The organism is Nitrosomonas sp. GH22 (genome assembly GCF_009833115.1).
Taxonomy (GTDB): Bacteria; Pseudomonadota; Gammaproteobacteria; order Burkholderiales; family Nitrosomonadaceae; genus Nitrosomonas; species Nitrosomonas eutropha.
The window spans coordinates 1-20,506 of record NZ_QRCA01000026.1 but is presented as its reverse complement, the minus strand read 5'-3'; the positions used below and the strand labels follow the sequence as shown (position 1 = coordinate 20,506).

At 48.5% G+C, this 20,506-nt stretch carries 20 protein-coding genes and 2 pseudogenes; 14 read left to right on the top strand and 8 right to left on the bottom strand.

Features of this window, described 5'->3' with window-relative positions; all coding sequences use genetic code 11:
- Window positions 1–83 precede the first annotated feature (83 nt).
- Window positions 84–1,271, top strand: a complete 1,188-nt coding sequence (locus tag ABF86_RS08495) for a fatty acid desaturase (protein WP_011633874.1) — start codon at window positions 84–86, stop codon at window positions 1,269–1,271.
- A gap of 81 nt (window positions 1,272–1,352) precedes the next feature.
- On the opposite strand, the gene rpmG is transcribed toward ABF86_RS08495, so the two are convergent.
- From rpmG to radC, 3 genes are all read right to left on the bottom strand, one after another.
- Window positions 1,353–1,508, bottom strand: coding sequence for a 50S ribosomal protein L33 (gene rpmG / locus ABF86_RS08490; RefSeq protein ID WP_011633875.1), 156 nt, complete (start codon window positions 1,506–1,508; stop codon window positions 1,353–1,355).
- 40 nt (window positions 1,509–1,548) lie between these two features.
- Window positions 1,549–1,785 carry a 50S ribosomal protein L28 gene (rpmB, locus tag ABF86_RS08485; RefSeq protein WP_011633876.1) on the bottom strand — a complete coding sequence of 79 codons (237 nt, stop codon included), beginning with the start codon at window positions 1,783–1,785 and terminating at the stop codon, window positions 1,549–1,551.
- A 68-nt stretch (window positions 1,786–1,853) separates the two neighbouring features.
- Window positions 1,854–2,528, bottom strand: coding sequence for a DNA repair protein RadC (gene radC, locus ABF86_RS08480; protein ID WP_011633877.1), 675 nt, complete (start codon window positions 2,526–2,528; stop codon window positions 1,854–1,856).
- A 133-nt stretch (window positions 2,529–2,661) separates the two neighbouring features.
- Between radC and coaBC the strand changes: the two genes are divergently transcribed.
- The 3 genes from coaBC (at window position 2,662) to ABF86_RS08465 (ending at window position 4,745) form a co-directional block, all read left to right on the top strand.
- The gene (gene coaBC, locus ABF86_RS08475; protein WP_011633878.1) at window positions 2,662–3,867 is read left to right on the top strand and encodes a bifunctional phosphopantothenoylcysteine decarboxylase/phosphopantothenate--cysteine ligase CoaBC; all 1,206 of its coding nucleotides are present in this window, start codon (window positions 2,662–2,664) and stop codon (window positions 3,865–3,867) included.
- 9 nt (window positions 3,868–3,876) lie between these two features.
- Window positions 3,877–4,326, top strand: coding sequence for a dUTP diphosphatase (dut, locus tag ABF86_RS08470; protein WP_074684846.1), 450 nt, complete (start codon window positions 3,877–3,879; stop codon window positions 4,324–4,326).
- A 74-nt stretch (window positions 4,327–4,400) separates the two neighbouring features.
- The gene (locus ABF86_RS08465) at window positions 4,401–4,745 is read left to right on the top strand and encodes a DUF192 domain-containing protein (RefSeq protein WP_240142283.1); all 345 of its coding nucleotides are present in this window, start codon (window positions 4,401–4,403) and stop codon (window positions 4,743–4,745) included.
- Between the two features lie 374 nt (window positions 4,746–5,119).
- Here ABF86_RS08465 and ABF86_RS08460 read toward each other — a convergent pair whose 3' ends face one another.
- The 3 genes from ABF86_RS08460 to adk form a co-directional block, all read right to left on the bottom strand.
- Window positions 5,120–7,177: a sodium-translocating pyrophosphatase gene (locus ABF86_RS08460; RefSeq protein WP_074684844.1), complete on the bottom strand. Its 2,058-nt coding sequence runs from the start codon at window positions 7,175–7,177 to the stop codon at window positions 5,120–5,122.
- 153 nt (window positions 7,178–7,330) lie between these two features.
- Complete coding sequence (locus ABF86_RS08455; RefSeq protein ID WP_074684843.1) at window positions 7,331–8,590, bottom strand: 6-phosphofructokinase; 1,260 nt, start codon at window positions 8,588–8,590, stop codon at window positions 7,331–7,333.
- A 170-nt stretch (window positions 8,591–8,760) separates the two neighbouring features.
- The gene (adk, locus tag ABF86_RS08450; RefSeq protein ID WP_074455546.1) at window positions 8,761–9,435 is read right to left on the bottom strand and encodes an adenylate kinase; all 675 of its coding nucleotides are present in this window, start codon (window positions 9,433–9,435) and stop codon (window positions 8,761–8,763) included.
- Window positions 9,436–9,688: 253 nt separating this feature from the next.
- Here adk and recA point away from each other — a divergent pair, with 253 nt between their 5' ends.
- From recA to ABF86_RS12445, 6 genes are all read left to right on the top strand, one after another.
- Window positions 9,689–10,720, top strand: a complete 1,032-nt coding sequence (gene recA / locus ABF86_RS08445) for a recombinase RecA (protein ID WP_011633883.1) — start codon at window positions 9,689–9,691, stop codon at window positions 10,718–10,720.
- A gap of 2 nt (window positions 10,721–10,722) precedes the next feature.
- Entirely contained in the window at window positions 10,723–11,163 is a 441-nt protein-coding gene (gene recX / locus ABF86_RS08440; RefSeq protein ID WP_011633884.1) for a recombination regulator RecX, read from the top strand.
- 17 nt (window positions 11,164–11,180) lie between these two features.
- Window positions 11,181–13,772 (top strand): alanine--tRNA ligase, encoded by a 2,592-nt coding sequence (gene alaS / locus ABF86_RS08435; protein WP_011633885.1) that lies wholly within the window; start codon window positions 11,181–11,183, stop codon window positions 13,770–13,772.
- Between the two features lie 38 nt (window positions 13,773–13,810).
- A complete protein-coding gene (trxB, locus tag ABF86_RS08430) occupies window positions 13,811–14,764 on the top strand; it encodes a thioredoxin-disulfide reductase (RefSeq protein WP_160803534.1) in 954 nt (317 codons plus the stop codon).
- Window positions 14,765–14,769: 5 nt separating this feature from the next.
- Window positions 14,770–15,366, top strand: a complete 597-nt coding sequence (locus ABF86_RS08425) for a Smr/MutS family protein (protein ID WP_110332542.1) — start codon at window positions 14,770–14,772, stop codon at window positions 15,364–15,366.
- A 203-nt stretch (window positions 15,367–15,569) separates the two neighbouring features.
- Window positions 15,570–15,716: a hypothetical protein gene (locus ABF86_RS12445; protein ID WP_011633888.1), complete on the top strand. Its 147-nt coding sequence runs from the start codon at window positions 15,570–15,572 to the stop codon at window positions 15,714–15,716.
- 157 nt (window positions 15,717–15,873) lie between these two features.
- Here the strand turns inward: ABF86_RS12445 and ABF86_RS12860 are convergent, their stop codons facing one another.
- Entirely contained in the window at window positions 15,874–16,068 is a 195-nt protein-coding gene (locus tag ABF86_RS12860) for a protein phosphatase CheZ (protein WP_240142284.1), read from the bottom strand.
- Between the two features lie 350 nt (window positions 16,069–16,418).
- Window positions 16,419–16,682: pseudogene (locus tag ABF86_RS08415) on the bottom strand (response regulator); the annotation flags it as partial.
- 62 nt (window positions 16,683–16,744) lie between these two features.
- Here ABF86_RS08415 and ABF86_RS08410 point away from each other — a divergent pair.
- From ABF86_RS08410 to ABF86_RS08395, 4 genes and pseudogenes are all read left to right on the top strand, one after another.
- Window positions 16,745–17,505 (top strand): annotated as a pseudogene (locus ABF86_RS08410) (IS5 family transposase).
- 213 nt (window positions 17,506–17,718) lie between these two features.
- Window positions 17,719–19,413, top strand: a complete 1,695-nt coding sequence (locus ABF86_RS08405) for a proton-conducting transporter membrane subunit (protein ID WP_074455569.1) — start codon at window positions 17,719–17,721, stop codon at window positions 19,411–19,413.
- Window positions 19,414–19,416: 3 nt separating this feature from the next.
- Entirely contained in the window at window positions 19,417–20,217 is an 801-nt protein-coding gene (locus ABF86_RS08400) for a hypothetical protein (RefSeq protein WP_143000368.1), read from the top strand.
- Window positions 20,202–20,506 (top strand): putative inorganic carbon transporter subunit DabA (locus ABF86_RS08395; protein WP_160803533.1); only part of this gene is annotated, 305 nt, incomplete at its 3' end. The genes ABF86_RS08400 and ABF86_RS08395, both read left to right, overlap by 16 nt.

The window sequence follows — 20,506 nt, the reverse complement described above, 5'->3', positions numbered from 1 at the left end:
AATTTCTTGACTAATAAGTAGCATCTATTTAGATTGAGCTGTTATAGAATAATTTATGATTACAAAGGAGAACATTTACAGATATGGATATCGCATCGGTATTGTTAACTGGACTTATTGATCTGCCGTGGTGGGGATATATTATTGTGACACTGGTGTTTACCCACATAACGATTGCCAGTATTACTATCTTTTTGCATCGTCATCAGGCACATCGGGCATTGGATTTGCACCCCATACCTAGCCATTTTTTCCGTTTCTGGCTGTGGTTATCGTCTGGGATGGTAACTAAGGAGTGGGCGGCAATCCATCGGAAGCATCATGCAAAATGTGAAACTGTGGATGATCCTCACAGTCCGCAAATTTTTGGGATTAGAAAGGTATTGAGTGAAGGAGCAGAGCTCTACAAGATCGAGGCCAAAAATCAGGAAACACTTGATCGCTACGGGCATGGTACCCCGGATGATTGGATGGAGCGTAATGTGTATTCCAAACATAGTGTGGCAGGTATCGCATTAATGCTAATCATCAATGTGGTATTGTTCGGTCCGATCGGTTTATCGATCTGGGCTGTACAAATGATGTGGACACCGGTATTTGCAGCGGGTGTCATCAACGGCATTGGCCACTACTGGGGTTATCGCAATTTCCGTCCTGGGGATGCGAGTCGCAATATTAGCCCATGGGGGATATTGATTGGTGGGGAAGAGTTGCATAATAATCACCATGCCTACCCAACCTCTGCCAGATTGTCCAACAAGTGGTATGAGTTTGATATCGGTTGGATGTATATCCGCATACTGGAAATGATGGGATTGGCGAAGGTGAAAAAAACAGCTCCCAAGCTGCAACTTAATAAAGCCAAAACCCAGTGTGATCTGGAGACATTGCAGGCGGTTATTTCCCATCGATATGAGGTGTTAGCGAAATATACCAAATCATTGAAAATTGCATTCAAGAATGAGCTGTCATCTTTACAGCAAGCAGCGGTTGAGCTTGGTGTAGATGGCTCAACTCTGAAAAACTGGATACTGGCTGATGCGAAAACCTTGAAGGAAGAGGAACGTACCAAGCTGGATCAGGTGTTGAGCCATACTCAGAAGCTGGATACGCTTTATCGTATGAGAGAAGAGCTGTCTGCGATATGGGAACGGTCAGCGGCAACCAAGGATGAGTTGCTCAAGCAACTTGAAGACTGGTGTCGGCGCGCAGAAGAAAGTGGTATTGAGCTGCTGGAGAATTTTTCACGCAGACTAAGATGCTATGCATAATACTTTCTTTCTGCTTCGGAAGGATGTAAGTTAAGCAATAAAAAACCCGCTAAAAGCGGGTTTTTTATTGCTGGTAACAATTTATTTTAGTTTTGTTTCTTTGTACATAACATGTTTTCTTGCTACCGGATCAAACTTTTTGAGCTCCAACTTTTCCGGGTTGGCACGCTTGTTTTTGGTCGTGGTATAAAAGTGACCAGTACCTGCTGAGGATTCCAGTTTTATTTTTTCACGCATAAATACACCTTCCTTGGTTCGTCGTCTTGCCGAGTGTCAATCAGATACGTTCTCCGCGCGCACGCATGTCGGCAATTACTACATCGATGCCGTTTTTATCTATGGTACGTAACGCGGCATTGGTAAGACGTAAACGTATCCAGCGATTTTCACTTTCTAACCAAAAGCGGCGTGACTGAAGGTTGGGCAGAAAGCGGCGTTTGGTTTTGTTGTTTGCATGAGAGACATGATGGCCGCTCATGGGACGCTTTCCCGTGACTTGACATACACGCGCCATGTTACTAACTCCTGTCATTAAAATACTGAAGCCTTGCATTATAGCTTGTAGAGATATGTTTTTTCAATTTAAATCAAGCCCCGTTCTGCAAATGATACGGTTTCATTATTGCCAATTACAAAGTGATCAAGCACTTTCACATCCACCAGCGCAAGCGCCTGTTTGAGAGATTGAGTCAACATTTCATCTGCCCTGCTGGGTTCGGCAACTCCGGAAGGGTGATTGTGCGCAAAAATCATGGCGGCTGCGTTATGATACAGGGCGCGCTTGACTACTTCACGTGGATAAACACTGGCTTGGGTGAGTGTACCGCGAAATAGTTCTTCGATCATTATGGTTCGGTGTCTGGCATCCAGAAAAATACCGACAAAAACTTCATGTGGCTTTCCTCCCAGGCTAAGACGGAGATAACTGCGCACAGACTGTGGTGAATCCATAATGTCACCGCTTTTGAGCTCTTCTGCCAGTGCACGTCTTGCCATTTCCATAACTGCCTGCAATTGTGCAAATTTTGCCGGCCCCATTCCAGGCAATTTACTGAATTCGTGTAAATTCGCTGCACATAGTTTTGTCAGGCTGCCAAAATGAGTCAACAGATTGCGTGCCAGCTCAACTGCACTTTTTCCGGTAATCCCGGTACGCAGAAAAATAGCCAGTAATTCCGCATCGGAAAGTACGGTTGCACCTTTCTGGATTAACTTTTCCCGTGGACGTTCGGCTTCCGGCCAGTCTGAGATTGCCATATTTAAATGAATCCTGTAAAAATGAGTGTGTTTAATTTAGTGATACGAATGAACGGTCATTCTGGGTAAAAATGAATAGCTATTTGTTTTTATTCAAAAATATATCTAACCAACTGAATATAGATTTATTGTCATGATTTCAACTTGCTCGCTTGCAGGAAAGCGCCTGTTATTGGGAGTAACAGGCGGTATTGCTGCCTATAAGGTAGCAGAACTGACCCGGTTGCTGATGCAGGAAGGAGTGGAGGTACAGGTTGTAATGACTGAATCTGCTTGCCGGTTTGTCGGCATAGCCACGTTTCAGGGGTTAACAGGCAAAAAAGTATTTACTGAGCTTTGGGATACTGATGTACCAAACAGCATGGCACATATCAATCTTTCCCGGGAAGCAGATGCGATTTTGATTGCACCAGCGAGTGCGGATTTCATTGCCAAAATCACGCATGGCTTGGCTGATGATTTGCTTTCTACGCTTTGTTTAGCACGAAACTGTCCTTTGCTGATCGCCCCCGCCATGAACTTACAAATGTGGGAAAACGCTGCAACTCGACGTAATCTGGCTACCTTGCAACAGGATGGGATCACAGTACTCGGCCCGGGTAGTGGTTATCAGGCTTGTGGAGAAACCGGGACAGGGCGCATGCTGGAGCCGAAGAATTTGCTGGATGCGGTACAAAGTTTCTTCCAGCCCAAATATCTTGATGGCAGGCGGGTACTGATTACAGCCGGGCCTACTTTTGAAGCGATTGATACGGTCAGGGGGTTAACCAACCGGAGTTCCGGGAAAATGGGATTGGCAATTGCGCAAGCTGCGCTTGCAGCTGGAGCACAAGTGACGCTTGTATGCGGCCCAATCTGCCTGCCATTTCCGGCCGTCCACAAACTTATTCGTATTGTTAGTACTGAAGAAATGTTTGCTGCTGTCAAAGATGAAGTGAGCAGCAGTGATATCTTTATCAGTGTGGCAGCAGTTGCGGATTACCGTCCGGCTGAACAGCATTCTTTCAAGCTGAAAAAGACAGCGGCGGATATTACACTGACACTGATTCCCAATCCGGATATTTTGCAATATGTGGCCAGCCTGTCCAATCCTCCGTTTTGTGTCGGATTCGCGGCAGAAACGGATGCCGTCCAACAATATGCGGAAGAAAAAAGAAAAAGGAAAAAATTACCACTGATTGTTGCTAACAATGCTGTAGAAGCCATTGGCACAAATGAGAGTGCACTGATTCTACTGGATGATGACGGATCACATTATTTGCCAAGAGCTGACAAGAATGCACAAGCAAGGCTGGTGATGGCGCACATTGCCGGCCTCTACGATAAACACAAAGGATGAATTATCGCAATGAAACAAGTTGATATCAAACTGTTCGATCCACGTCTGAAAGATTGCTTTCCCGGTTATGCCACACCCGGATCGGCTGGCCTGGATTTGCGCGCCTGCATTGATGAACGCACTGAGATTCACCCGGGTGAGACACTCCTGATTCCCTCCGGGATAGCTATTCATCTAGCTAACCCTGGTTTCGCTGCCGTGGTTCTGCCACGTTCCGGCTTGGGGCATAAACATGGAATCGTGCTGGGTAATCTGGTGGGGCTGATTGATTCGGATTATCAGGGACAAATCCTGGTTTCCTGCTGGAATCGGGGACAGACTACATTTGTACTGGAACCATTGGAGCGGATTGCGCAACTGGTCATCGTTCCGGTGATACAAGCCAGCTTTAATGTGGTGAATGATTTTCAGCACAGTCAGCGCGGAGAGCAGGGATTCGGTAGTACCGGCAAATGCTGAGAGCCTGTTTCACTGTACTGTTGATAATCAGTGTATTGAATACAGCCGGTGCCGAAAATCAACAATTACCAATCATGAAGCTCAGTATTCTGGATCACGTAATTACTGTCGAGCTGGCGGATACTGCCTCGGCTCGCATGATTGGGCTGATGCATCGACGTAATCTGCCAAAAAATAGTGGTATGCTTTTTGTTTTTCCAGCTCCCGGTATTCATTGCATGTGGATGAAAGATACCGTTATCCCTTTGAGTGTCGCTTTCTTAGATGAAACGGGAAAGATCATCAATCTCGCTGAAATGGCATCTGAAACACTCGCTCCACACTGCTCGACCAGTGCAGCACGATATGCACTTGAAATGAATTCTGGTTGGTTTGCAGCACGAAAGATCAAAGTGGGTGATCGGATGATCGGACTATAGAAACCATAAATTCCGGCACAGCATGTGGTGGTAGGAAATGTGCGAGCTATTGCAAGTGTGGATGCTTCTGTTTGACAGCAGATCAGTTTCTGCCTTTCGTATGTGAAAATTTCTATCTTTGTTTGTAGTATCCAGAAGGGTACTGTAAGACAGAATTAGTTTAAAAATTATCTAACCTCATGCGAGTGAAGATGAGTAGAGAGGCCAATAGTTAAAACGTGGAATAGAGCTGGTATTGTAGATTATTAATCTGGGATTCTGAATACGTTTACTGATAAACAGAGCGTTTTATCTTTGAATGGATCTTTTTGCAGGATGTACGAAAAAGCCCACCAGATTTGGCGGGCTTTTTAGCAGTGGAGCCTAACTTCTAATTATAGTAGCGGAATAATCAGTAGTGCTACGATATTGATAATTTTGATAAGTGGGTTAATAGCCGGGCCCGCAGTATCCTTGTAAGGATCACCAACCGTATCACCCGTTACAGCAGCTTTGTGGGCATCACTGCCTTTGCCACCATAATTTCCGTCTTCGATATATTTCTTTGCATTATCCCATGCTCCGCCACCAGCAGTCATGGAGATAGCAAGGAACAAGCCCGTAATGATTGAGCCCATCAATACACCTCCCAGAGCCTGCGGGCCGAGGAAAACTCCGACCAGCACTGGTATCAGTACAGGCAGCAAGGATGGAATGATCATTTCCCGAATCGCTGCCTTGGTCAGCATATCGACCGCACGGGAGTAATCAGGTTTACTCGTACCATCCATGATTCCCGGGATTTCTTTGAATTGGCGACGTACTTCAATTACAACAGAGCTTGCTGCACGACCAACCGCTTCCATCGACATTGCACCAAACAGGAAAGGGACCATGCCGCCAATAAATAACCCAATAATCACCAGGTGATTAGATAAATCAAAGGTAAGCAGTTTGTCAGCATGTTCTAGTCCGTGAGTATAGTCGGCGAACAGCACCAGTGCAGCCAGGCCGGCCGAGCCAATCGCGTAGCCTTTGGTAACGGCCTTGGTGGTGTTGCCTACCGCATCCAGCGGGTCGGTAATGGCACGGACGGATTCGGGCATACCCGACATTTCAGCAATACCGCCAGCGTTGTCAGTAATCGGACCATAGGCATCCAGTGCTACGATGATCCCGGTCATGGATAACATGGCGGTTGCAGCGATCGCAATTCCATAAAGACCGGCGAGTGAATAGGCAATGATGATACTTGCACAGATTGCTAGCACAGGAGCTGCAGTAGCACGCATGCCCACGCCGAGCCCGGCAATGATATTGGTGGCGTGTCCGGTGGTGGAAGCATTGGCGATATGCTGTACTGGCGGATATTCAGTAGAAGTGTAGTATTCGGTGATGATAACTAATAGACCGGTTAGAGCCAGGCCAACGGCTGTACTGGCAAACAGACGCATGACCAGCTCGCCGCCCCCGACTTCGACACCGCCCAGTGACAAGGTTGCTCCCCCCATAAACCATACGGTTATCGGCAAATAAGCGAAGAAAGCAATTCCACCGGCAACTGCCAGTCCGCGATACAGGGCGTTCATGATCTTGCCACCTTCACGCATCTTGACAAAATAGCAGCCGATAATTGAAGCAATGATGGATACTGCACCCAGTGCGAGTGGGTAGACTACTGCATTGCCAGTTTCGGTCTGGAACAATAAAGCACCCAGCAACATTGTTGCAATGATTGTGACTGCATAGGTTTCAAAAAGATCAGCTGCCATCCCGGCACAGTCACCTACATTGTCGCCTACGTTGTCTGCAATCACTGCCGGATTGCGCGGATCATCTTCAGGGATTCCGGCTTCGACTTTACCGACCAGATCAGCGCCAACATCCGCGCCTTTCGTGAAAATACCACCACCCAGCCGTGCGAAAATTGAAATGAGTGAGCCACCAAAAGCAAAACCGATCAGTGGGTGGATGAGGTTGCTGATATTGCTACTTACATCTGCACCATTGACCAGCAACGCTGTATAACCGGCTACACCAAGCAAGCCGAGCCCCACAACCAGCATCCCGGTTACAGCACCGCCACGGAAGGCGATGGCCAACGCTTCGCTCAATCCGCTGCGTGCGGCTTCAGCTGTCCGAACGTTGGACTGAACCGAGACATTCATTCCCATGAAACCGGCCAGGCCGGAAAGTATAGCTCCCAGCGCAAAACCAAAGGCTGTATCCCAGGAAAGTGTCAAGCCGATAATTAGGAATAAAACCATACCTACCATACCAATGGTTAGATATTGTCGCTTGAGGTAAGCCGACGCACCTTCCTGTATGGCGGCTGCAATTTCCTGCATGTGCGCATTGCCCGCGGGTTGTGCGTAGATACGCCGAATCCACAGGCCACTAAAAATCAGGGCAAGTATCGCGCTGCAGATTGCAATCGTTAAACCGTTTGCCATAAAGAACTCCAGTTAAAATCAGACCATCCTAAATATGTACGGAGCCAGGCCTGATAGCCCCGCATCAATCTACAATCAAAATCGTGAACAGCTTGAGTATATATAGCTTAAACACATATTTTATATGCTCTTACTGCTAAAAAACAAAACAGATTAAATTTTGAACTCAGCCAGCTTTTTAGCAACTGCCGTATTTTTAAGCCGAATATAGTCGGGCAGTCCATTCTTGTAGGGTGGATAGTCTTCCCCCTCGATTAAAGGGCTGAGATATTCGCGGCATTTGTCGGTAATGCCAAAGCCATCTTCACTGATAAAGTCTGCTGGCATCATTTTTTCTACATTGGCAACTTTGGAAAGTTCAACCATACCGATTTTCCAGGTATAGGGCGAATTGGAGGTGCGTTCGATAGTCGGCATCACCGAATTGTATCCGGCAATTGCATATTCCACGGCAGCTTTGCCTGTGGCGTAGGCTTGCTCCACGTCTGTTCGGGAAGCAATATGCCGGGCAGCACGCTGCAGATAATCCGCGACTCCCCAATGATATTTTAATCCCAGGCCATTTCTGACCATATTTGCGATTACTGGCGCCACACCACCCAGCTGCGCATGTCCAAACGCATCGCGCAATCCCTGATCGGACAGAAATTTGCCGTCAGCTCCTTTCACTCCCTCTGATACCACCACCGTACAATAACCGTATTCCTTGACGTAACGATCCGTTTTGGCCAGGAATTTCTCTTCATCGAATGTAACTTCTGGAAACAGGATGATAATTGGGACATGGCGATCCTTGCTGGACGCCAACCCGCCTGCGGCTGCAATCCATCCAGCATGACGCCCCATCACTTCCAGAATGAACACTTTGGTTGAAGTCTTGGCCATACTGGCGACATCAAAACTGGCTTCCAGCATGGAAACAGCTACATATTTGGCAACTGAACCAAACCCTGGGCAACAATCCGTGACAGGCAGATCATTGTCAACTGTCTTAGGTATGTGAATTGCCTGGATTGGATAGCCGAGTGTATCGGCCAGCTGTGAGACTTTTAGGCAGGTATCGGCCGAATCGCCGCCACCGTTATAGAAAAAGTAGCCGATATTATGGGCCTTGAATACTTCTATCAGACGTTCGTATTCCCGTCGGTTATCTTCCAGACTTTTCAGTTTGTAGCGACAAGAGCCAAAAGCGCCGGATGGTGTGTGGCGCAATGCCCGGATTGCTTCGGGGGGCTCTGCGCCGGTATCAATTAAGTCTTCAGTGAGTGCCCCGATAATGCCATTGCGACCGGCATAAACGTTTCCAATTTTATCCGGGTGTGCACGTGCTGTTTCCAGTAAACCTGCCGCTGAAGCATTGATTACAGCCGTTACACCGCCAGATTGGGCATAGAATGCATTTTTTATAGTCATACTCCACTCCTGGTTGATCAAAACCTGTTTCTCGTCCGCGTATCGTGTAAATAAATGTCACGCAGCAGAAGTCTTTGAAAAACCAGCTGCCTGATCAGGTAGTTACAATCTGCCCGACGTTTACTTTAGTCATTTTTCAGCAAATGATCTGGTCTGGAACAGGGAACGGTTCAAAGAAGCGCTTGCCCTGTTTGTTTGAGCGCTGCGAGAATATTTTCCTGTATGGTTTCCACGCTGCCGGTTCCGGCAATTTTGACGTAACCTGGTGCATCGGGATCGCTACTGTTTGACCATTCAAGGTAGTATCCAGCCAATGGCTGAGTCTGCTCATGGTAGACCTGCAGACGTTTGCGCACGGTTTCTTCCCGGTCATCATCACGTAGAACCAGCGCTTCGCCAGTCACATCATCCCGATCAGCAACTGCTGGCGGGTTAAATTCAATATGGTAAATCCGACCCGAGGACGGGTGTACGCGGCGGCCTGATAAACGTTTTATGATCTCAGCATCAGGCACATCGATTTCGATGACATAGTCTATATGCACATTGGCCGTTCTAAGTGCATCGGCCTGAGGAATGGTGCGGGGGAAGCCATCAAACAAAAAGCCGTTAGTGCAATCAGGTTCTTTAATTCGGTGGCGGACCAGATCAATAATGATTTCATCCGAAACCAGGCCGCCAGATTCCATGATTTTTTTTGCCATTATGCCTAGCTCGGTTCCTGCTTTTACAGCATTGCGGAGTATATCGCCGGTGGAAATCTGTGGAATTGAAAAATGTTCGCGGATAAAACCTGCCTGTGTGCCTTTGCCCGCGCCTGGTGCGCCTAGTAAGATGATACGAATGATTGGCCTCCTTTATTTTTATCTGGATGTTAACCATCCTGAAGCTACGCGTGCCATAGATATCCTGTGAGTAATCGGTGTTAGACAAATCGGCATTCTGCTCTGTAGATTTTGCTGTGAATTATATCTCAGGCCAGCCAGTGGCTTGAAGTTTTTGGAGACATTTAGCGCGTCGGCATAGCAGTTGATGCTGGATGGCGTTTTTTACAGATTGAATATGCGATAATTTCAGCTGTCTTTTTCGGGGATAGCTATGGACGAAAACAAAAATAAGGCACTTACGGCTGCATTGGCGCAGATTGAAAAACAGTATGGCAAGGGCTCAATCATGCGGCTTGGTGATAGCGATGTGGCTAAAGATATCCAGGTGGTATCTACCGGTTCGCTGAGTTTGGATATTGCACTGGGTGTGGGCGGACTTCCGCGCGGGCGTATTATCGAGATTTACGGTCCGGAATCTTCAGGTAAAACTACCCTGACGCTGCAGGTGATAGCAGAAATGCAAAAGCTTGGTGGAACAGCCGCTTTTATTGATGCAGAACATGCACTGGATCCACAGTATGCTCAAAAAATCGGCGTTAACGTACAGGAATTGCTGATTTCCCAGCCAGATAACGGTGAACAGGCGCTGGAGATCACGGATATGCTGGTTCGATCCGGATCGGTTGATATTGTTGTAATCGATTCGGTTGCGGCACTGACGCCCCGCGCTGAAATAGAAGGAGAAATGGGCGAGCCGCAGATGGGGTTGCAGGCAAGGTTAATGTCGCAGGCCTTGCGTAAGCTGACCGCCAATATCAAGCGCACCAACACCACGGTAATTTTTATCAATCAGATACGCATGAAAATTGGTGTGATGTTTGGTAATCCGGAAACAACCACGGGTGGTAATGCGCTGAAATTTTATGCTTCCGTTCGCCTGGATATTCGTCGTACCGGATCAATTAAACGTGGTGAAGAAATAGTTGGTAATGAGACCCGTGTCAAGGTCGTTAAAAACAAGGTTGCCCCTCCCTTCAAACAGGCAGATTTCGCTATTTTGTACGGCGAAGGCATCTCGCGCGAGAGCGAGATTATAGAACTGGGTGTGTTGCATAAACTGATCGAGAAAGCCGGCGCTTGGTATTCCTATAATGGTGAGAAAATCGGGCAGGGCAGAGATAATGTGCGTGACTACCTGAAAGAGCACAAGGATCTTGCACATGAGATTGAACAGAAAATACGTGCGGCAGTTGACCTTGCTGAAACAAATAACCGGACTGTTCCACCTTCTCCTAGCGAATAAAGATGAATTTATATACGCGCGCGCTGGGATATCTTGCTCGACGGGAGTATTCGCGGCAGGAGCTGGAAAGAAAGCTATCGCGCCATGAGTGCACACTTGCAGAAATAAAAAATATTCTTGACAGACTTGAGCAGCAAAAACTACTGTCAGATGAAAGGGCAGCTGAGCAGATTCTCCATACGCGCAGTCGTAAATATGGAAGCAGGCGAATACGCTATGAGTTGCAAATGAAGGGAATTACCGATCATCTGATTGAAGCTGCCATGAAAGATTTTGAGCAAACAGAATTTTGCTGTGCACGAGCGCTTTGGTACAAAAAATTTGGCGGGGTTCCGTCTACTCCGGCGGAACGAGGGAAGCAAATTCGTTATTTGGCAGGAAAAGGCTTTCCTTCCGAAGTGATAAGCAGGGTTTTGTGTGATGCTCGGGAAATAGAGAATTGAGTCATGAGGTTTTCAGGATGAAAAGCAGTGAAATCAGGCAGAAATTTCTTGATTTTTTTGAGACACATGGGCATGTCGTCGTGCCATCCAGTCCGCTGGTGCCAGGGAATGACCCCACCTTGCTGTTTACCAATGCAGGTATGGTGCAATTCAAGGACGTGTTTCTTGGTCAGGATAAACGCCCTTACGTTCGTGCCGTCAGTGCCCAGCGTTGCGTGCGTGCAGGTGGCAAGCATAATGATCTGGAAAATGTAGGTTATACCGCGCGGCATCATACTTTTTTTGAAATGCTCGGTAATTTCAGCTTTGGAGATTATTTTAAGCGTAATGCTATTTTGTTTGCCTGGGAATTTCTGACCGGTCCGTTAAATATTCCCAAGGATAAGCTATGGGCAACTGTATATGCGGAGGATGATGAAGCAGCGGATATCTGGCTGAATGAGGTGAAGATTGCTCCTTCCCGGCTGGTGCGTATTGCAACATCAGATAATTTCTGGCAGATGGGGGAGACAGGGCCTTGTGGCCCCTGTTCCGAAATTTTTTATGATCATGGCCCGGAAGTGGCGGGTGGCCCACCCGGATCCGAGGATGCAGATGGTGATCGTTATGTCGAAATCTGGAATCTGGTATTCATGCAATATAACCGCGATACCAGTGGCGAGCTGCATCCTTTACCCAAACCATCGGTGGATACTGGCATGGGTCTGGAGCGTATTGCAGCTGTTATGCAACAGGTTCACAGCAATTATGAAATCGACCTGTTTCGCTGTTTGATTGAAGCGGCTGCCAGAGTGACCGGTGAACAGGATTTGTCAAACAACTCGCTCAAGGTTATTGCTGATCATATCCGTGCCTGTGCTTTCCTGATTACGGATGGTGTGATTCCAGGCAACGAAGGACGAGGTTATGTGTTGCGGCGTATCCTGCGTCGCGCCATTCGGCATGGATACCGGCTCGGACAGAAACAGTCCTTTTTTCATTTGCTGGTGGATGATCTGGTTGATGTCATGGGGCAGGCCTATCCGGAATTGATGGCTGCCAAGAAGCATGTGATCGCTGTTATCAGGCAGGAAGAAGAACGTTTTGCTGAAACACTGGAGAATGGCATGGGAGTGCTGGAAGCAGCATTGGCTCGGGAAAGTAATATGCTTCCGGGCGATGTTGTTTTCCGTCTGTACGATACCTTCGGTTTTCCGGTTGATTTGACTGCGGATATTGCTCGTGAACGGGGAGGTGGAATTGATCTGGCCGGATTTGAGATGTGTATGGCCCAACAACGGGATCGCGCACGTGCCAGCGGCAAATTCACTATGCAGGCGGGTCTTGAATATGTTGGATTACCAACCGAGTTTCACGGCTATGAAACGTTGCAGCATGAAGCGCATATTTTGGTGTTGTATAAGGAAGGCAGCCATGTGGATTTCATAGAGGCCGGTGATGAAGCTGTGGTTGTGCTGGATCAGACTCCTTTTTATGCAGAATCAGGTGGCCAAGCCGGCGACAGCGGAGAACTTCTGTCAGGTAGCGGCACTTTTACCGTAAAAGATACTCAGAAAATTCAGGCCAAGGTATTTGGCCATGCCGGAATGCTGAGTAGTGGTCGGCTGGTGACAGGTGATCGGGTGATCGCCAGGGTTAATCCGATTGCTCGAATCAATACTGCCTACAATCATTCCGCGACACATTTGCTGCATGCTGCATTACGCCAGATATTGGGTAATCATGTCACGCAAAAAGGATCACTGGTTGATGCTGATAGGTTGCGCTTCGATTTTTCCCATAACAGTGCTATGCAGGCAAACGAGATTCGCCAGGTTGAAAATCTCGTCAATGCGCAAATCCGTAAGAACCATGAGGTGGCGACACAGTTGATGGCCTATGATGAGGCCGTCAAGCAAGGTGCCATGGCATTATTCGGTGAAAAATACAGTGATACGGTACGTGTTGTATCAATGGGCGATTTTTCAACCGAGCTATGTGGTGGTACTCATGTGCAACACAGTGGCGATATCGGTTTCTTCCGGATTGTTGCTGAATCTGGCGTGGCAGCGGGTATTCGCCGGATTGAAGCATTGACGGGTGAGGCTGCATTGGCTTACACACAGCAACAGGAGCAACAGTTGCAACAGGTTTCTGATGTGCTCAAGGCAGCACCACACGAAGCTGCTCTGAAGTTATCCCAAGTGCTGGATCATGTCAGACAAGTAGAGAAGGAAATCACAGTTTTGCGATCGAAGCTTGCTGGCATGCAAAGTTCTTCCCTGATTGAGCAGGCGCAGGAAATCAAGGGAATACGAGTGTTGGCGGCAGCGCTGGAAAATGTGAACGTTAGAACATTGCGTGAAACACTGGATAATTTCAAGAGTCGGTTGAAATCGTGTGTTGTCGTGCTGGGTACCATCGAAGACGATAAAGTAATGCTTATTGCCGGTGTAACCAATGATCTGACAGCAAAGCTCAAAGCAGGTGACCTGATCAACTTTGTTGCGCAACAGGTGGGCGGGAAAGGCGGCGGGCGTGCGGATATGGCGCAGGCCGGCGGGACGCTGCCAGACAAGCTACCGCAAGCTCTGACAAGTGTGGCGGGCTGGGTGGAACGCAATCTTTAACCTGTAATTAAAAATTATTCAAATACCTCTTATTCAATATGACAACAACCAGACATTGCAAATTACTCATTCTCGGATCCGGCCCAGCCGGCTATACAGCAGCCATTTATGCTGCACGGGCGAATCTCAATCCGGTGCTGATTACCGGGATGGCGCAAGGTGGGCAACTCACGACGACGACGGATGTGGATAACTGGCCGGCGGATGTTGCCGGGGTGCAGGGTCCAGAGTTGATGGAGCGCTTTCTGAAGCATGCTGAGCGTTTTCAGACTGAAATCATATTTGATCATATCCATACCGCCAAATTGTCAGGAAAGTCGTTTGAACTGACAGGCGACCAAGGAACCTACACCTGTGATGCACTGATTATTGCGACAGGCGCTTCGGCGAAATATCTCGGGCTGCCTTCAGAGGAAGCTTTTATGGGGAAAGGGGTTTCAGCCTGTGCAACTTGTGATGGGTTTTTCTATAAAAATCAGGATGTGGCTGTCATTGGGGGAGGGAATACCGCAGTAGAGGAAGCGTTGTATCTCTCTAATATTGCTCGTAAGGTAACTGTGGTACATCGTCGTGACAAGTTCCGTTCAGAAAAAAATCTGATCGACAAATTGATGGAAAAGGTACAAAGCGGCAAGATTGAGCTAGCGCTTGATCACGTTCTGGAAGAGGTGAAGGGTGATGACAGTGGCGTTACCGGAGTTCGCATTCGTCATGTCCGGGACGATACGGCACGTGATCTTGATTTGCAGGGTGTGTTCATCGCTATCGGGCATCATCCCAATACTGATCTATTCCAGGGACAGCTGGAAATGAAAAATGGCTACATTATTACGCAAGGTGGGAACGAGGGTAATGCAACAGCGACCAGTATCCCGGGTGTATTCGCGGCTGGTGACGTGCAGGATCATATTTATCGCCAGGCGGTTACCAGTGCCGGCAGTGGCTGTATGGCTGCTCTGGATGCGGAAAGATATCTTGAAAAATCCAGCTGAGTGCCATGAATTTTCTGTCCGCATATTTACGTATAGAGAAGGATAACCCGTCATCCAGTCAGGAGACTATCCATGATGCTGCTGCCTTGTTCCGCGAGGCTATGCAGGGAGTTAAACCGCTTGCCAAGACTGGGAGGAAAGTGATGCTTTCTCAATCAAAACGCCGGCTGTTTATTCAACCTCATGTACCAATCCTGCCTTGTGTTGACCATGACTTGCCCGGCGGTCATCAGCAAGAGATAGGAGAGGGTGATGAATGGTCGTTTGCCCGTCCTGGTCTGCAGCGATATACCTTGCGCAAGCTACGGCGTGGATATTGGTCTATTCAGGATGAACTTGATCTGCATGGATTAAATCGGGATGAAGCGTATCGGGTATTGATGACATTTCTGGAGGCTGTTATTTTGCAGGGATATCGCTGTGTACGTGTTATTCATGGCAGAGGACTCAGTTCAAAGAACCGCAGACCGGTACTAAAAATTCTGACAGGCAACTGGCTGATGCGCCATGATGATGTGCTCGCTTTTTGCCAGGCGCTGCCTGAACATGGGGGAAGTGGCGCTGTACTGGTTCTTTTGAGAAATGCGGATAAGTCACCCTGAAAATTGCAGTTGATCGTTTATCTGTTTCTGGAAGCCTGGAAATAACTCTGCCGCTTCGTCGCCCTTTGCCCAACATGCATCCAACATACAGAAATTTTTTACCTGTTTTTATAAAGTATTGAACCCTCCCCGAGCCTTGTATCGAACGATTCACAAATGGCTATCATCGTTTTTCTACATGCAGGAGTGATATTGAGAAACAGGTGAATTCCAAATGTGGTGCAGTCAAGGGCGCGTGCCACGGTATCAAACTGGGCAATCTGACTACTTTGCTGGATAACAAGGAAATTGCTTTGGAAGGTGGAATGTACGATGTGGATACAGGGATAGTTACGTTTTATGACAAGTAATCATCTTTAAGACGTAACTATCCCCCATTAGTTAGAAACTGCTTTTGTAATAATGATTTTAGAATCCCAATTTTGCCAGCAGATCATTAACCTGTGCCTGGTTGACGTAAACATCTTCTTGTTTTTTGGGTTAATTTCCGGGCCGTTTAATAGATTGTTACTCGGTTTGGTTGCTATTTCTTTGCTGGCCGGAGTATCTCCCAACAATTGTTGAGTTTCCCCTCTCAATTGTTTCAATTGTTTGCAAGATTCTCTGGACAAACTGGCCTGTCAGATCATGAAAGTTTTGTGCTGCCAGAATTTCTGTCAGATAGATTTGTGTGGCAGCCGTTTGATCCGGAACTTCATTCAGAAAATCAAGAGTCTGCTTGAGTGCACGATGTATAACAGGTTCGTTTGCTATGGTGGTTACGGTTTCTTCAGGTATCTGCTTCTATAATTTATGTAAACTTTCGGCGTTTGCAGACAGATTCTCAAGGATGGGCTTGGCATCCTCTACCGCGAACGGAGTAGATTTGGCAGATTGAGTTGTTTTGCTAATAATGTAATTTGTTGCAAACGCTGATCATGTCCAAGCTCGGCCAATCAACTGTATATCACTCTCGTAACCCATTTCAGATGATCTACAATTTTTTCATTAGTATCCAAGCTGCTGTTCATTTTTTGGCAATACCTATTGACTAATCAATAAAAACTCCAGGTTTACGCATGTACCGCCATATTCTGAAGAATTTTGTTCAGTTTCTCGTCGAGTGTGGCTGCAGTAAAAGGTTTGGCGATATACCTGCTTGCGCCGGCTTGAGCCGCGACAATAATGTTTTCTTTCTTGGCTTCGGCGGTGATCATTAGCACGGGGATGTCTTTCAATGCATCATCCGCACGGACATTTTGTAACATGGCTAATCCATCCATATTGGGTATGTTCCAGTCGGAAACAACAAAATCAAAACCACCATCGCGAAGTTTTTAGATAGTGTAGTCATGAGATTAAAAATTTGAGATTCTTTTAAAAAACAAAAGGATTTCATATGACACAATCACATCGCAGACATGATATTTCGGATAAGGTATGGACATTGCTGGAGGGTCATTTACCGGGGCGCGAAGGAGTATAGGGAGAGGTGGCTGCAGATAATCGTCGATTTTCAATGCTGTTTTCTGGATATAAGAACAGGCGCTCCATGGAGGGATTTACCGCCGGACTACGGAGGCTGGAGCAACACCCATCGCTGCTTTATTCGCTGGCGTGATAAGGGTATCTGGGAAAAGTTGCTGGAAATTCTGATTGATGACCCAGATTATGAATAGCTGATGATTGATGCCAGCCACTGCAAGGTTCACCCCCATGCCAGTGGAGCCAGAGGTGGTAATCAGGATATGAGTCGGACAAAAGGAAGCTCAACACCAAAATATATCTGGCTGTGGATGCGCATGGTATGCCGATCAGAATCCTTGTCACGCAAGATGCCACTGCTGATTGCACGCAAGCTGGCCACCTGATGAAGGAATCGATGTCGATTATCTATTGGCTGATTACGGTTATGACAGTAATGTTCATTATTGAACAGGCGAAAAAACAGAAGATGAACGTTGTTATTTCACCAAAAAAATAGGAAAATGCAAAGATCATTATGATAATGAATTGTATAAACTGAGGTATCTCTTTGAAAATACTTTCCTTCATCTAAAAAGATGGCGTGGTATTGCTACACGATATGCTAAAAATACCTCTTCCTTTCTTACTGCCGTGCAAATCAGGTGTATCGCTCTTGGGGCAAATATCTTGTGACTACACTGCCCGGGTAAAGCATAATTTTTTCTTATGTTCTAAATAAGAATTTCAAATTTTCATTATCCTTTGACTGCCTTTAGGATGGCATTGCCGATGCGAATGGATGGATAGGGTTCGCCTCGGTTCAGAAACGGGCGTCCAGTGCAATCCGGAAGAGCGGGTCCACATCTTGACGCATTTCTCTTTCCCTTTATCGAGGACATATCTGTCGTGAACGATTGGGTCGCGTTTTGTCTAGTGGCTTTGCCGGCCCTGCCGGTTCTTTCTGCCGTCGTCGCACCGTTGCTGTCTCGCTCCGCCAAGCATCTGGCGGCGCGGATCAGCACAGGTTTCATGGGATTGACTCTGCTGCTGGCGCTGGCCCTCTTGATTGCGGTACTGCAAATGCCGGCTGAACAGGTCCTGGTGTTGCGCGCCGGGCCGCTGGCCTTAATCCTTGATCACTTAGCCGTAGTCATGGCGATACTGGTCTCGGGCATTAGTTTGATCGTGCATATGTACGCGGTGCAGTATATGGCTGACGAGCCCAGCTATGCGCGGTTCTTCGCGTTGCTGGATCTGATGACGGCGAACATTTTGCTGCTGGTGTGCGCATCCGACTTGCTCACGCTGGTCATGTCCTGGTTCCTGGTGGGGGTGCTACTGTACTTCCTGCTGGGACACGACACCACGCGCGCGGCCAGCGGACGCTATGCGTTCTGGACTTTCATCACCTATCGCGCCGGCGACCTGCCTTTGCTCGGTGCGGCTCTTGTGCTTGGACACGCTTACGGCACGATGCAGTTGTCCGAACTGTTCGCGCGCATCGCGGCCAATCCCGACGTGACAGTCGCCGGCTGGCCGGCGACAAGCACTGCAGCGATGCTGGTGGCGTTGGCTGCGTTTGCGCGTTCCGCGCAGTTTCCGCTGCATTCCTGGTTGCCGTACACAATGGAGGGGCCAACCCCGGTGTCGGCACTGATGCATGCTGGTATCGTCAACGCCGGCGGCTTTTTGCTCAACCGTTTTGCCCCCTTGTTCGTACACACGTCGGACGTGCTGCACGTGGTGTTCACGGTTGGATTGTTGACCGCGCTGATTGGATCGGCACTGATGCTCACGCAAAACGATATCAAGAAATCGCTGGGTTACTCAACGATGGGTCAGATGGGTTTCATGGTGATGGAGTGCGGGCTCGGAGCGTTTTCGCTCGCAGTGTACCATCTTGTTGCCCACGGTCTGTTCAAGGCTACGCTGTTTCTCGGGTCGGGTGGTGTGATCAGCGATGCGCGCCGCAACGATGGCGTGCCTCCTGACGATATCTACACCTCGGTAGTCGAACGTAAGCCGTTGCGCTTGGTGCGCCTGCCCTGGTTGGTCGCATTGGCAGTGACAGTGCTAGTTCCGGCCTTCGTGCTCGGCTTTTCGCATCTGCTGGTGGCAGCTGATTTCGTGCATAAGCAAGGGGCGGTCATTCTGCTGTTTTTCGGCTGGATCACGGGTGCCCAGGTCTTTTTCTCGATTCACCGTTTGTCTACCGAGAATCCATGGCGGTTGATGGGAATGATCTTCCTGTCGTTTGTCATCGTCGTTGTGGGTTATACGATAATAGGGCATCTGTTCGAGCAGTTCCTCTATCCCGACGCAACTCTGGTAAATGCGATATATGCCGCAGCAGGAGTCGATCTGATTGTTTTCGATATCATCGTGGTGGTGCTGACCTTGATCTTGGTGGCAGCATGGCTCGTCATTTTGTACGCTGACTCATCGAATATGGGTGGACGTTCGAGGGTCAGGAATATCGTTTACCTCAATCTTTACGCTTTGTTCTCGCGCGAGTTCTACGTGGTTGATGTGTTTGCGCGTCTGGGGCGCATGCTACAAGACGGCTCCAAGCGCGTGAACGTATGGCTGCGCTGGGTTTGATTCATGGAGACGACACCGATGATGATCTCACTGATGGCATTGTTGGCAGTTTTTTTTCTGCCACTATTCCCGTTTAGCATGGTTTTCAACACCGTATTGCGTGCGGTGCGCTTGGTGTGGTTGCGCGCAGCCTTGCTGCTGATTTGGCCGCAAATCGGCGTGTGGCTGATTTCCGGAGCCAGCATGCATCTTTCACAGGCATGGACATCTGCCGTGCTTGCGTGGGCAACCGGCACATCTCTTTTCTATGCTTGGCGTATGCTGTCGACTCGCGATCTCGACATCTGGATCGGATTTTATGCGAGCTCGGCCTGGGCGCTGGCTTGGATCGGCGTCATTGGCGGGGCCGGCGCAATAGAGCTGAGCGCGGTAATGGCATGCCTATCTGTGACCGTGCTGGCGCTAGCTCTGGTCAGTCATTGCTTGTGCAACCGCTGGGGTGATGCCTACGTCGGCCTGCGGCCGGGCTTGGCGCGGGCGATGCCGCGTCTGGGTGCGGCAACCACGCTCTCAGTTCTCGCCGCCCTCGGCGCGCCGGTATTTCCTGTATTTTTCGCGATGATCTATTTGTTGAGCCTGAGTAATGCTGCGACCGTTGTCAGTGTTCTCATCGTTTGGCTGCTGTGGAGTTGGGCGGGAGCGCAGATATGGCAGGGATTTCTGTTTGGAGTGCCGCACGCTGAATATGTTTTCAAATCTGCAGTGCACGACATCCCGGTATTCTGGACTGTTCTGGCCGCGTTGCTGGCCGTGGCCGTGATTGTGGCCGCTTCTCTTTGGAGCATGACATGGTTGATGCATTGAACTTAGGCAAGATCTTGCGCGTGCATGCCACGGTCTATGTGGCTGCCGAGCCTGTACCGTTGTTCTGGCCGATGCGCACATTTATTTACAATAATCCCCTGCATGGGCTGGAAGGCTTGCCGTTCACAGAGGCGGTTCAGGCTGCGCGCGGGCTTTTCCATGCCCGCGTGTACCTTCCACGCACTACCTATCAGCATTATCTGCGCGAAGGCAAGGGCGATGTGCGCATGCTCGACGCGATTACCGCGCAGTTCGCGCAGACCGCACCCAGTATCGATGGCATCGACTG

Coding starts and splice junctions, on each gene's coding strand:
- recX (WP_011633884.1), top strand. CDS start 10,723: ATGAATTTATATACGCGCGCGCTGGGATATCTTGCTCGACGGGAGTAT.
- ABF86_RS08460 (WP_074684844.1), bottom strand. CDS start 7,177: ATGGCAAACGGTTTAACGATTGCAATCTGCAGCGCGATACTTGCCCTG.
- trxB (WP_160803534.1), top strand. CDS start 13,811: ATGACAACAACCAGACATTGCAAATTACTCATTCTCGGATCCGGCCCA.
- radC (WP_011633877.1), bottom strand. CDS start 2,528: ATGGCAATCTCAGACTGGCCGGAAGCCGAACGTCCACGGGAAAAGTTA.
- ABF86_RS08495 (WP_011633874.1), top strand. CDS start 84: ATGGATATCGCATCGGTATTGTTAACTGGACTTATTGATCTGCCGTGG.
- rpmG (WP_011633875.1), bottom strand. CDS start 1,508: ATGCGTGAAAAAATAAAACTGGAATCCTCAGCAGGTACTGGTCACTTT.
- ABF86_RS08465 (WP_240142283.1), top strand. CDS start 4,401: ATGAAGCTCAGTATTCTGGATCACGTAATTACTGTCGAGCTGGCGGAT.
- recA (WP_011633883.1), top strand. CDS start 9,689: ATGGACGAAAACAAAAATAAGGCACTTACGGCTGCATTGGCGCAGATT.
- ABF86_RS08400 (WP_143000368.1), top strand. CDS start 19,417: ATGGAGACGACACCGATGATGATCTCACTGATGGCATTGTTGGCAGTT.
- dut (WP_074684846.1), top strand. CDS start 3,877: ATGAAACAAGTTGATATCAAACTGTTCGATCCACGTCTGAAAGATTGC.
- rpmB (WP_011633876.1), bottom strand. CDS start 1,785: ATGGCGCGTGTATGTCAAGTCACGGGAAAGCGTCCCATGAGCGGCCAT.
- alaS (WP_011633885.1), top strand. CDS start 11,181: ATGAAAAGCAGTGAAATCAGGCAGAAATTTCTTGATTTTTTTGAGACA.
- coaBC (WP_011633878.1), top strand. CDS start 2,662: ATGATTTCAACTTGCTCGCTTGCAGGAAAGCGCCTGTTATTGGGAGTA.
- ABF86_RS08425 (WP_110332542.1), top strand. CDS start 14,770: ATGAATTTTCTGTCCGCATATTTACGTATAGAGAAGGATAACCCGTCA.
- ABF86_RS08455 (WP_074684843.1), bottom strand. CDS start 8,590: ATGACTATAAAAAATGCATTCTATGCCCAATCTGGCGGTGTAACGGCT.